Source organism: Hymenobacter sp. (assembly GCF_036388155.1).
GTDB lineage: Bacteria > Bacteroidota > Bacteroidia > Cytophagales > Hymenobacteraceae > Hymenobacter.
This window is the reverse complement of sequence record NZ_DASVSI010000132.1, coordinates 1-11,619: the sequence shown is the minus strand read 5'-3', so window position 1 is coordinate 11,619 and position 11,619 is coordinate 1. Positions and strand designations below refer to the sequence as shown.

Here is an 11,619-nt window from a genome sequence, read left to right as displayed (position 1 = left end):
CTGCGCTCTGCAGGACGTTCTTTCTTATTGGGAATCCTTGGTGTCCACACATTCTAGTGGGAGTAGGTGCGGCTGAAGCGTTAATAATAAAGGCGCTGGCCGGACGGTCTCCAGAAAAAAAGGTGTTTAGAAGCTTCAGCGGCTCGCTAAGCAGTACTTAATGGGCCTGCCGCCGTGAGCTTCGCGCAATCAGCTTCGTCGACGAGCAACGAAAAGCCCCGCCAACTACCGCTGGTGGGGCTTTTCGTTGAGGGTGACAGCCATTGTTGGCGCCGAAGCGGAACAAGTAGCTAATATACTACTTTTCAGACTTTTTTCGGCCCGAGCCACCCGGCTGTTTTCCGCCCCCGTCGTTTTTATTCACCGTGGCCCAAGCGCGGGCTTCGGCTTCGTCCTTGGGCACGCCGCGCTTTTCGTAACCCTCTTCGATGTGCTCGGCTTGGCGCTTCTGCTTGTCGGTATACTTCGATTTGTCTCCCTGAGGCATGGCAGTGGTATGTTTAAAGGTGAAAAATGTGGCCCATGGCTCGTGAGCCCATATTTTTTACGCCGGGGGCGCCGCGGGAGTTAGGTCGAGCTTAGACCACAGATTGAACGGATTTCAGCAGATTGAAACGGATTTTTGTGGTTCCGGCCCGAGCGCAGACGTGGCGGTGCAGGCTCACACCGAAAAATAAGACCTAGATTCGACCGGTTTTTGGATTTGACCGGGCTATTGCCGCGATTCGAAACCACAGAAATCCGTTTTAATCTGCTGAAATCCGTTCAATCTGCGGTCCCATGCGTCACGTCGCCGACATCCCGCACCCTGCCGTCAAAATCACGCTCCTGGCCTGGAACGGCAAATTCCTGCTCAAGCTGGAGCAAGGCAACCTGGAGCAGACCTACAAAGTGGCGGAGCTGGACCTGCTCACCGGTTCCGACGCCGAGGTGCGGGAGCTGCTCGATGAAGAATTTCTCACCGCGGCCATTGCCCGCTTTCAGGACATGCGCGCTGACTTGCAGGCCGCCTTCGACCGCCAGGAAATGCGCTAAGTTTCGGTTCACCCCTCAACCCTCGTCTCATGTCTAAAATCTACGTCCTGCTGCTGGTTATGTGCAGCCTGCTCGCCGCTGCTCCGGTTTCGGCTCAATTATATGACGTGCGCGCCAGCGACGTGAACTACAACAAGAAGCCTCGGGCGGCCTTTAAAGTGCAGGTAGATGGCAAAGCCACCGACGTGCGCGACTACTTCCAGGAATGGATGAAGTCCAGCTACAACATCAGGTTCAAGAACGGTGGCGTGCTGGGCCTCATTGGCAAGAGCGACGTGCTGATGGCCAAGCAGACGCCGGCCAACGCCCTCTCGGGCAAGCTGGTGGACCTTTACGCCACCATCGTGGCCCCCACGGATTCCACGGCCGAGGTAGCCGTCTTCGGCGGCTTCGACGACAACACCTTCTTCGACCCTGACAAAACCGCGACCGAATACAACGCCATGCGGACCATGGTGCAGAGCTTTGCCACCGCGGCCCGTCTAAAAGCTTACCGCGACATGATTGCCGAGGCCGAAAAGAAGCTGAAGACGGTTGAAAAAGAGCGGGAAAAGCTCGAAAAAAACCGGGTTTCCCTACAGTCCAACACCACGGCCAACCTAGCCCGCATCGAGGAGTTGAAGAAGAAGAACATCGAAAACCGGACCCAGATGTCGTCTGACTCGGTTTCGCTGATTAAAAATGCTCAGCAACTGGAAGAAAGCCGCGTGCGCCTGCAGCGCCGCCGCGACCGCCTGTCGGCGCTCGACCGGAAGAACTAGCCGCCGCGCGGGCCGTATTCAGGAGACATGAACAATCCATCTTCGCCCCTCGACACGTTGCGCCAGCTCAAGGAGATGCTCGATGCCGGTGCCCTCACGCCCACCGAATTCGAGGCCTTAAAGCAGCGTCTGGTGTTCAGCAATGCCGCCGAGGCGCCCGCGCCGCCCGCAGCCCAAACCCCACCGGTGGCACCTGTTTCACCCGTAACCCCAGCGTCCCCTTCGGCTTCGGTGCCGCCCGTGCCTCCAACGCCTCCTGTGGCTCCGGTTGCCGACCGGCCAATCGAGCCAGTCACGCCCGCGCCTGTCGCGCCCATCCCGGCCGCGCCCGTTGCTTCGCAGCCCTCCACCTTCACCGAGCTGCGTTCGTCCTCGCTTGGCCAAGAGTCATCGGCACCTGCGCCCCCGGTTGGGCCCGCCAGCGCGGTGCCGCCCGCCAGGCCCGTGTTCACTGAAATTCCCAGCCCGCCTCCGCCGGTGGTGCCACCTGCGGCATCCACTCCGCCGCCTGCCGCCTTCACTTCGCCGCCCATAGCAGCTACTCCGCCGCCGGTCGCCTTTGTTCCGCCGCCTGCGCCCGCGCCGGAAGAGAGCGGTTGGGTGGCCGACGAGTTTCCCGAGTCGGAAAGGCCTTCCCCCCGCAGCCCACTGGCGTTGATTTTGTCCATTGGCGGGTTGCTGGCGCTGCTGTCGTTGGTGGTGTATTTGTCGCTCAACCGGCCACCTTCCGAGCGGATTTCCAGCACCAGCCTCACCGCCGCCGACTCGGTGGCCGCGCCCATCGAAACCGGCCCACAAGCGGAGCAGATAGTATTGCCGGTTGAAACCGCGCCCGAAACCGTGCGCGTCGTGCCTTCCAACCCCGCCCCGCCCTTGCCGGCTCGTCTGGCACCCGCTGCCCGCGACACTGTGGCAACCCCCGCGCCCGCGCCCGCGCCGGCCCCTGCCGATTCCGTTGGTCCTTAACTAAAGTAGGTGTGTACAGTTGAGCTTGCCTGCGGGCAAACCAACGAGTGACGTTTCAGCCCGTATGCTAAACCCCGACCGTGTACACGGCCGGGGTTTCTTTTTCCTCTCCACAACACCTACTCATTCTTTTTATGCGTTTCACTCGCTTACTTTTCCCGAGGGCCATTGCCCTTGCGGCGGCGGCTGGCCTGCTGCTGAGCAGCTGTTCGTCGCCGTCGGGCAGTTCCGACGTGTCGGGCACTGCTGCCGTGGCCGACTCCACCAAAGCGGCCGGTGCGGGCCCCGCCGCCAACTCGCCCTTGCAGGTCGTGGCCGAATTCACCGACCCCCAGATGGTGGGCGTGGCCGTGGCGCCGGGCGGCAAGGTGTTCGCCTGCTTTCCGCGGTGGGACTACAACCCCGTGTACCCCATTGCCGAAGTGGGCCCCAACAGCACGCTCAAACCCTACCCCAACGCCAGCTGGTGCGTGTGGAACGACTCGGTAAAATCGGAGCCGCTGAAGCACTGGATTTGCCCCCAAACGGTGTTCGCCGACAAGTCGGGCATGGTGTGGGTGCTCGACCCCGCCTCGCCCGGCCTGAAGTTCACCGTGCCCGGCGGCCCCAAGCTGGTCAAAACCGACCCCAAAACCAACGAGGTCTTGCTCACCATTCCTTTTCCGGAAAGCGTGGCGCCGCGCAAGTCCTACCTCAACGACGTGCGGATTGACTTGCAGAACAACTACGCCTACCTCACCGAGTCGGGCCTGGGCGCGCTGGTGGTTGTCGACTTAAAGACCCTGAAGTCTCGCCGGCTCCTCGACAAGCACCCCTCCACCAAGGCCGTGAAGGGCTTGGTCATCAAAGCCGAAGGCCACCCCATGATTGACGCCCAAGGCAAACCGGCCCAGTTCAACGCCGACGGCATTGCGCTGAGCACCGACAATGCCTACCTCTACTACTGCCCCCTCACGGGCCACACGCTCTACCGCATCAAAACCGCGGCCCTGCGCGACGCCGCGCTCAGCCCCGAGCAGCTGGCCCAGCAAGTAGAAACCGTGGGCGAAATCCCTGCCTCCGACGGCTTGGAAATTGACCAGGCCAACAACGTCTACCTCACTTCTTTCGAGCAAAGCGCCTTGCTCCGCCGCACGCCCGAGGGAAAAATCGAGACCGTGGCCAAAGACGCCCGCCTGCAGTGGCCCGACACCTACAGCTTTGCCGCCGATGGCAACCTGTACGTGGCCAATTCCGCCATCCACAAAACCCCCAACTGGAACAAGGGCGTGGGCCAGCCTCGGCAGCCTTTCCGCATCTTCAAAATGGCCTTGCCGAAATAGCTTTACTTAAATTTGGTAAATCAAAAAGGCCGCTTCCTGAGTAGGAGCGGCCTTTTTGTTGATGGTAGATGATGGATGTGCTACTGGTAGGCCACCTTCTGGATTTTCACGCCCTTGGTGAAAATGTCCAGATTCTCGCTGGTGTGCGCCAGAATATCCATGCAGTGACGATGGCGCTTGTTCATGGTGTCGTGTATGGTGTACACGCCATCGAGCTCGGGCGAAATGCCTTTCACCCGCACTTTGTCGCCGTAGTCAAATTGCCCACCCCACTTTTTTAGCAAGTCGCGCGACAGTGCCATCCAGCGCTTTTTGCTCCCGTAGTGTGGTTTAATGCGTGAATTGTCGGCCGTCACGAACGGCTCATCGTCGGTCTGGCCAGGTACTGCTTCGTACACGGTAGCCGTCACGGTGTAGGTAAGACTGCGCGCAACCAGCGCTTTGGCTTTGGCCACGCGGGGCATGGCCGTCCGCCGTGCAGTCGTCAGCGGGGACATATACGCCGAAAGCTTGAAGGTCTTGGCTTTGGGCGCAGAAGCGGAGTTAAAAAGCGGCGTAGTCAACGCCGCGGCAGCAAGTAACATGTCTAAAAATACCCGTACACTGTTCATCTATTAATGATTGGTTCGCACGTCATTTCGGCCTGACGCAATCGGCACAATCCAGCCTTTTGGGCTGGGCGGAAATATTTAACGAATTGACTATTAGATAAGTTCGAAAAAAATAAAATGTTCAATGCAAATGCGCCTGAACTCTTATAAGCGGCAGATACATAGTCGAAAGTTTATACTTATCGGAGATTGCATACTCCCTTAAGCAGGTAGGTCGAGTGTGGGCGCTGGCCAAAGCAAACGATTCAAAGTTGGCCACCCTGCGTAAGAACAGAATTGAGTGTTCCCGCCGAAAAATCTATAAATTGACCAGCCAACAAATGGTAAGTCAATTATCGACAAGCTTAATAGGTTGATGAATAAGCACATTCGTTTAACCGCATAAAGGTTTTTGTCTGTATACTAGGTCGCTTACATTTGTGACGCCTCAATAAGCTGTTTTTCCCATGGACGCATACTCGTATATCGCCAACGCCGACGCCGCGGCCATTGAAACCTTATACCAAGCCTATCAGCAAAACCCGGAATCGGTTGATTTTGGCTGGCGCAAGTTTTTCGAAGGCTTCGACTTTTCGCAGCAGTTTCCTGAAGGCGCGCCCGTGGTGCCCGGCAACGGCACCGCCACCAATGGGACTTTGGCGCCAGCGGCTCCCAAAACCACTGCCGCTACCGGTGACCAAGAGGACGGGTTTGGCGTGCTGCAAACGGCTGCCTCTACCAACAATGCCCCTGGCTTAAGCAGCGGCGAAGCCGTATCCAGCGACAAGGAAACGGCCGTGCGCAACCTCATCCACGCCTTCCGCAGCCGCGGCCACCTGCGCGCCAAAACCAACCCGGTGCGCGAGCGCAAAGACCGTAAAGCCCGCCTCGACCTGTCAGATTTCGGCCTGAGCGAAGCCGACATGGACACGGTATTCCGGAACGGCGAAGGGTTGGGCCTAGGTGGTCAAGCCACGCTCCGCGAAATCGTAGCGGCACTTGAGAAAATCTACACCGGGCCCATCGGTTTCGAGTACATGTACATCCGCGACCCGCAGGTGCTGGACTGGTTCCGGGCGAAGGTGGAGAAAGACTCCTTGTCTTTCAACCCCGGCGTGGAATACAAGAAGCGCATCCTGAAAAAGCTGAACGAGGCCGTGGTGTTCGAGAACTTTCTGCACACCAAATTTTTGGGTCAGAAGCGCTTCTCGCTGGAAGGCGGCGAAACAACCATTCCGGCCCTGGACGCCATCATTGGCAAAGGCGCCGAGTTGGGCGTGAAAGAAGTGATGATTGGCATGGCCCACCGCGGCCGCCTGAACGTGCTGGCCAACATCATGGGCAAAACCTACGAGCAGATTTTCTCGGAGTTTGAAGGCACCGCCGTGCCCGACCTCACGATGGGCGACGGCGACGTGAAGTACCACATGGGCTACAGCTCCGAGGTGGAGACCAGCGGCGGCCAGAAAGTGAATCTGAAGCTGGCGCCCAACCCCTCGCACCTTGAGGCGGTGAACCCGGTGGTAGAAGGCTTCGTGCGTGCCAAAATCGAGCACCAGTACGAAGGCGACTACCACCAGATTCTGCCCATCCTCATCCACGGCGACGCCGCGTTGGCGGGCCAGGGCATTGGCTACGAGGTGACGCAGATGTCGCAGCTGGAAGGCTACAAGACGGGCGGAACCATCCACTTTGTGATTAACAACCAGGTTGGTTTCACTACCGACTTTGAGGACGCCCGCTCGTCGATTTACTCCACGGACTTGGCCAAAATCATCGATGCGCCGGTGGTGCACGTGAACGGCGACAACCCCGAAGCCGTGGTGTTTGCCGTGCAACTGGCCACCGAGTACCGCCAGCAATTCCACGCCGACATCTTCATCGACATGGTGTGCTACCGCCGCCACGGCCACAACGAGTCGGACGAGCCCAAGTTCACCCAGCCCACGCTCTACAACATCATCTCGAAGCACCAGAACCCGCGCGAGGTGTACAACGCCATGCTGGTGCAGCGCGGCGATGTGGACGCCGAGTTGGCGGCCCAGATGGACAAAGAATTCCGCGAGACGCTGCAGGCCCGTCTGGACCTAGTGAAGCAGAAGCCGCTTCCTTATAACTACCAGGCGCTGGAAAACGAGTGGCGCAGCCTGCGCCGCTCCAAGCCCGAGGACTTCGACCAGTCGCCCGAAACCGGCATCAGCGAAGAAGTGGTGCAGCGCGTGGCTAACGCGCTAACCAGCCTGCCCGAAGGATTCAAGCCGCTCAAGCAGATTGATAACCTGCTGAAGGAGCGCCGCAAGATGTTCTTCGAGAACCGCGTGCTGAACTGGGCCGCCGGCGAATTGCTGGCCTACGGTTCGCTGCTCGACGAGAAGCACATTGTGCGCGTGAGTGGCCAGGACGTGCAGCGTGGCACGTTCTCGCACCGCCACGCGGTGTTGCACGACGCCGAAACCTCGGCGCCCTACAATTCGCTAAATAACATCGGCGAGGGGCAAGAGAAACTGACCATTTTCAACTCCCTGCTGAGCGAGTACGCGGTGCTGGGCTTCGAATTCGGTTACGCCATGGCAAACCCCACGGCCTTGGTGGTGTGGGAAGCCCAGTTCGGCGACTTCGCCAACGGCGCCCAGACCATGATTGACCAGTTCATTGTGAGCAGCGAAAGCAAGTGGCAGCGCATGAACGGCGTGGTGATGCTGCTGCCCCACGGCTACGAAGGCCAGGGCCCGGAGCACTCCAACGCCCGCCCCGAGCGTTTCCTGCAGCTTGCCGCCGAGCACAACATCGTGGTGGCCAACATGACCACGCCGGCCAACTTCTTCCACGCCCTGCGCCGCCAGCTCACCTGGAGCTTCCGCAAGCCGCTCATCGTGATGTCGCCCAAGTCGATGCTGCGCCACCCGCTGTGCGTGTCGCCGGTGGAGGAGTTCACCAGCGGCACGTTCCGCGAAGTGCTGGGCGATACGTTTGCCGAAGCCAAGAAGGTGAAGCGCGTGCTGCTGTGCTCGGGCAAAGTCTACTTCGACCTGCTGGAAGAGCAGCGCACCTCCAACCGCACCGACGTGGCCATTGTGCGCCTCGAACAGCTGCACCCCTTCCCCAAAAAGCAGCTCGATGCCGAACTGGCCAAGTACGGCAAGGCCAAGCTGTACTGGGTGCAAGAGGAGCCCGAAAACATGGGCTACTGGAACTACATGCTGCGCTTCATGCGCCGCGAGCTGGAAGACGTCATTGCCCGCAAGCCGTCTGCTTCGCCCGCCACGGGCTACAACAAGATTCATATCAAAGAGCAGAAAGAACTGGTGGGCCGCGCGTTCGACAAGCCCAAAGAGGCTGTGGCCGACGACAACATCAAAGAGACCGTGGCCAACGCCAAAGTGACCGATTGACCCACCCCTCAATGATAACCGAAGAGCAAATCCAAGCCGTTGTGTCGCGCATCGTCGAAGGCTACCAGCCCGATAGAATCATTCTGTTTGGCTCGTATGCCTATGGCACGCCGACTGAGCACAGCGACTTGGATTTGCTGATTATCAAACATAACGCTGAAGCCAAGCGGGTTGAGCGTTCGATTGCAGTGCGTCAGCTACTGTGGGGAACCGATGCGCCAGCAATGGATATCATTATTCGGACGCCCGAAGAAATGGCCAACCGGACAGCATTATACTACACCGTAGAGGCCCAGGCGATTCAAAAAGGCCGCATTCTTTATGCAAGCACAAACTCCTGACCAGACCCGGGTTGACATGTTTGTCAGGACGGCTGACCGTGACCTGGATGTGGCGGAGGTGATTTGGCAAAGTTCGCCTCACTTTTACGAGAGCATCGGGTTTCATTGCCAGCAAGCCGTTGAGAAGTATCTCAAAGCTGCTCTGGTGATTCAGGGTTTGCCGGTGCCTTACACGCACGATTTAGCGCGGTTGGTAAACGAGTTGAGTCCATTTATTAGCTTCACTGCAACTGAGCAAGTTGCGGCGGCGGCCTTAGTGGAATTTGCCGTTGATTTACGCTACGAGTTAGATGATGCGCCGGGGCATACTTCGGCCGATTTATTGAACATGGCGCGTGCGTTCCAGACCCGTTTGCGCCCCTTGGCCCTTCAGTTTTTAACCTAACCACCTCAGCCGCGTTGAGCGGTGTTCTGTTCCATGCCCCTCGAAATTAAAATTCCCGCCGTTGGCGAATCCATCACCGAAGTCACCATTGCGAAGTGGCTCAAAAAAGACGGCGAGGCCGTGAAGCGCGACGAAGTAATTGCCGAGCTGGAATCCGACAAGGCCACGTTCGAACTGCCCGCTGAAGCCGACGGTGTGTTGAAAATTCGGGTGGCCGAAGGCGAGACTATCGGCATCGGTACCGTCATCGCCGACCTCGACGGCGCTGGCAGCAACGGCGCAGCTCCCGCCCCGGCTCCGGCAGCGGCCGCTCCCGCTGCGAGTGCTGCTCCGGCTCCTGCACAGGCGGCCGACCCCGTTTCCAAGGGCGAGGAAAACCCGCAGGCCAGCAACCAGGCTGGTTACGGCGGCGCGCCCGCTGGCAACGAAAGCAAAGACCCCTCCACGCCCGGTGCTCCGGCGGCTGGCGGTTCGGCTCCCGCCGCTGGTGGCGGTGGCTCGATTGAAATGAAAATTCCCACGGTAGGAGAGTCCATCACCGAAGTAACGGTGGCCAAGTGGCTGAAGCCCGACGGTGCCCAGGTGAGCCGCGACGAGGTGATTGCCGAGCTAGAATCCGACAAAGCCACGTTTGAACTGCCCGCCGAAGGCAGCGGTACGCTGCGCCACGCCGTGAAAGAAGGTCAAACTATTGCCATCGGCACCGTCATAGCGCGGATTGAAGGCGGCAGTGGCGCTCCGGCCGCGCCGGCCCCGGCCGCGGCAGCGCCCGCGGCACAGGCAGCGCCGGTAGCGGCGCTGGCATCGCCGCCCGCCAGCGGTGGCGCGGCTACCTATGCCACCGGTGTTCCTTCGCCGGCTGCGGGCAAGATTCTGGGGGAGAAAGGCATTGCTGCCGCCGACGTAGCCGGTACCGGCCGCGACGGCCGCATCACGAAAGAAGACGCCCAAAACGCCCAGGCCCGCCCGGCTGCTCCCGCCCCGCAAGCGGCACCCGCCGCTGCAGCCCCCACAGCTACGGCCAGCGCCCCAGCTGCCAGTGGCGACCGCAACCAGCGCCGCGAGCGGATGTCGAACCTGCGCAAAACGGTGGCCCGCCGCTTGGTGTCGGTGAAGAACGAGACGGCCATGCTCACCACCTTCAACGAGGTGAACATGCAGCCCATCATGGACCTGCGCACCAAGTTCAAAGACAAGTTCAAAGAGAAAAATGGCGTGGGCCTTGGCTTCATGTCCTTCTTCACCAAGGCCGTGTGTGTGGCCTTGAAAGAATGGCCTTCGGTGAATGCGCAGATTGACGGCACCGACATCGTGTTGAACGATTTCTGCGATATCAGCATTGCTGTTTCGGCCCCGAAAGGCCTGGTGGTGCCCGTGATTCGCAATGCCGAGCAGCTGTCGTTTGACGGCATCGAGAAAGAAGTGGTGCGTCTCGCCACCTTGGCCCGTGACAATAAGCTCACCATCGAGCAGATGACCGGCGGCACGTTCACCATCACCAATGGCGGCGTGTTTGGCTCCATGATGAGCACCCCGATTATCAACGCGCCGCAGTCGGCCATTCTGGGCATGCACAACATCGTGCAGCGGCCTATCGCCGAGAACGGGCAAGTAGTTATTCGGCCCATGATGTACTTGGCCCTGAGCTACGACCACCGCATCATCGATGGCCGCGAGTCGGTTAGCTTCCTGGTGCGGGTGAAGGAACTGCTCGAAGACCCCACGCGTCTGTTGCTGGGTGTGTAAATCCCATACCTAGAAAATAGTAAAAAGGCCAGCTCTCCGCACGAGGGCTGGCCTTTTTCTTTGGCCCGACAAAAACCACTACTTAAACGGTAAAAGTGGTCAAACACCCGATGAACTACGAATAGGAGTGCAAATATTTTAAGCTCGGCTTTATCTTTGAGGGTGATAAGCACTTGCTATTTATCCTATGAGAAAACTTGCTACTCCTCAATGTTTGGAATGCGCCAACCGCAAAGGGCCGTTAATGGGCTGTTGCCAAACCGACGAATTAGAATTTATCTCGGCCAATAAGGTTTCCCACTATTACCTGAAGGGCGAGCGCATTTTTCAGGAGGGCAACCCGGCTTTGGGGCTGCATTGCGTGCGCCAGGGCAAAATAAAGATTACCAAAACGAGCGGCGACGGCAAAGAGCAAATCATTCGGCTGTCGAAAGCCGGCGACATGCTGGGGTTTCGCTCGGTGTTGAGCGACAGCAAGTACTCGACCTCGGCCGTGGCTCTTGACGATTGCGCGGTGTGTTTCATTCCGCGGGCCGATTTCTTCCGAGTGTGGCAGTCCAACATGCAATTCTCGGTGTCGCTGATGCAAATGATGGCCCGGGCCTTGGGCGAAGCCGAAGTGCAGATGCTGAACCTGGCCTACAAGCCCGTGCGCGAGCGGCTGGCCGGCGCCCTGCTGCTGCTCTACTACACCTTTCGCAAGGAAGGAGAGACGGAACTGTTCAGCATCGCCATTTCGCGCGAAGACTTAGCGGCCATGGTGGGCACGGCCAAAGAAACGGCCACTCGGCTGATTTCAGAATTTAAAGAAGCGGGCATCCTCACCACCAAAGGCAGCCTGGTGACCATTCTGAATTTGCAGAGCCTGAACCAGATATCATCACTCTACGACTGATAATGCCGGTTAGTTAATTAATAATAACCCAAGTTGCGAAGTAGTTTGGTGAGCCCCAGGGGGGCGGCATGTGGGCAGCAAAGGCCGTTACGGGTTGGGTTGCTAAAGCCCCAGGGGGCGACACTTGCGGGAACGAATGCCGCCCCCCTGGGGCTTTGCCGTGCTTAACTGCCGGATGGTCTACCG

11 protein-coding genes are annotated in these 11,619 nt (G+C 59.1%); 9 read left to right on the top strand and 2 right to left on the bottom strand.

The window, feature by feature from the left end; translation table 11 throughout:
• Positions 1 to 298: 298 nt before the first annotated feature.
• On the bottom strand, positions 299 to 487 hold the full coding sequence (locus VF629_RS18310; protein ID WP_331059947.1) for a hypothetical protein: 189 nt from the start codon (positions 485 to 487) through the stop codon (positions 299 to 301).
• 293 nt (positions 488 to 780) lie between these two features.
• Between VF629_RS18310 and VF629_RS18305 the strand changes: the two genes are divergently transcribed.
• From VF629_RS18305 to VF629_RS18290, 4 genes are all read left to right on the top strand, one after another.
• Positions 781 to 1,035, top strand: a complete 255-nt coding sequence (locus VF629_RS18305; RefSeq protein WP_331059946.1) for a hypothetical protein — start codon at positions 781 to 783, stop codon at positions 1,033 to 1,035.
• Between the two features lie 29 nt (positions 1,036 to 1,064).
• Complete coding sequence (locus VF629_RS18300; RefSeq protein WP_331059945.1) at positions 1,065 to 1,796, top strand: hypothetical protein; 732 nt, start codon at positions 1,065 to 1,067, stop codon at positions 1,794 to 1,796.
• 27 nt (positions 1,797 to 1,823) lie between these two features.
• The gene (locus VF629_RS18295; RefSeq protein ID WP_331059944.1) at positions 1,824 to 2,762 is read left to right on the top strand and encodes an SHOCT domain-containing protein; all 939 of its coding nucleotides are present in this window, start codon (positions 1,824 to 1,826) and stop codon (positions 2,760 to 2,762) included.
• Between the two features lie 134 nt (positions 2,763 to 2,896).
• A complete protein-coding gene (locus VF629_RS18290) occupies positions 2,897 to 4,084 on the top strand; it encodes an L-dopachrome tautomerase-related protein (protein ID WP_331059943.1) in 1,188 nt (395 codons plus the stop codon).
• Positions 4,085 to 4,164: 80 nt separating this feature from the next.
• Here the strand turns inward: VF629_RS18290 and VF629_RS18285 are convergent, their stop codons facing one another.
• Complete coding sequence (locus VF629_RS18285) at positions 4,165 to 4,668, bottom strand: hypothetical protein (protein WP_331059942.1); 504 nt, start codon at positions 4,666 to 4,668, stop codon at positions 4,165 to 4,167.
• 473 nt (positions 4,669 to 5,141) lie between these two features.
• On the opposite strand from VF629_RS18285, the gene VF629_RS18280 reads away from it, so the two are divergent.
• The 5 genes from VF629_RS18280 to VF629_RS18260 all read left to right on the top strand — a co-directional run bounded on the left by VF629_RS18280 (position 5,142) and on the right by VF629_RS18260 (position 11,433).
• A complete protein-coding gene (locus VF629_RS18280; protein ID WP_331059941.1) occupies positions 5,142 to 8,066 on the top strand; it encodes a 2-oxoglutarate dehydrogenase E1 component in 2,925 nt (974 codons plus the stop codon).
• Between the two features lie 11 nt (positions 8,067 to 8,077).
• Positions 8,078 to 8,407: a nucleotidyltransferase domain-containing protein gene (locus tag VF629_RS18275; protein ID WP_331059940.1), complete on the top strand. Its 330-nt coding sequence runs from the start codon at positions 8,078 to 8,080 to the stop codon at positions 8,405 to 8,407.
• Positions 8,388 to 8,792 carry a HEPN domain-containing protein gene (locus VF629_RS18270; protein WP_331059939.1) on the top strand — a complete coding sequence of 135 codons (405 nt, stop codon included), beginning with the start codon at positions 8,388 to 8,390 and terminating at the stop codon, positions 8,790 to 8,792. The genes VF629_RS18275 and VF629_RS18270 overlap by 20 nt, the downstream gene beginning before the upstream one ends.
• Before the next feature lie 33 nt (positions 8,793 to 8,825).
• A complete protein-coding gene (gene odhB, locus VF629_RS18265; protein ID WP_331059938.1) occupies positions 8,826 to 10,538 on the top strand; it encodes a 2-oxoglutarate dehydrogenase complex dihydrolipoyllysine-residue succinyltransferase in 1,713 nt (570 codons plus the stop codon).
• Between the two features lie 187 nt (positions 10,539 to 10,725).
• On the top strand, positions 10,726 to 11,433 hold the full coding sequence (locus tag VF629_RS18260; protein WP_331059937.1) for a Crp/Fnr family transcriptional regulator: 708 nt from the start codon (positions 10,726 to 10,728) through the stop codon (positions 11,431 to 11,433).
• Positions 11,434 to 11,619 lie beyond the last annotated feature (186 nt).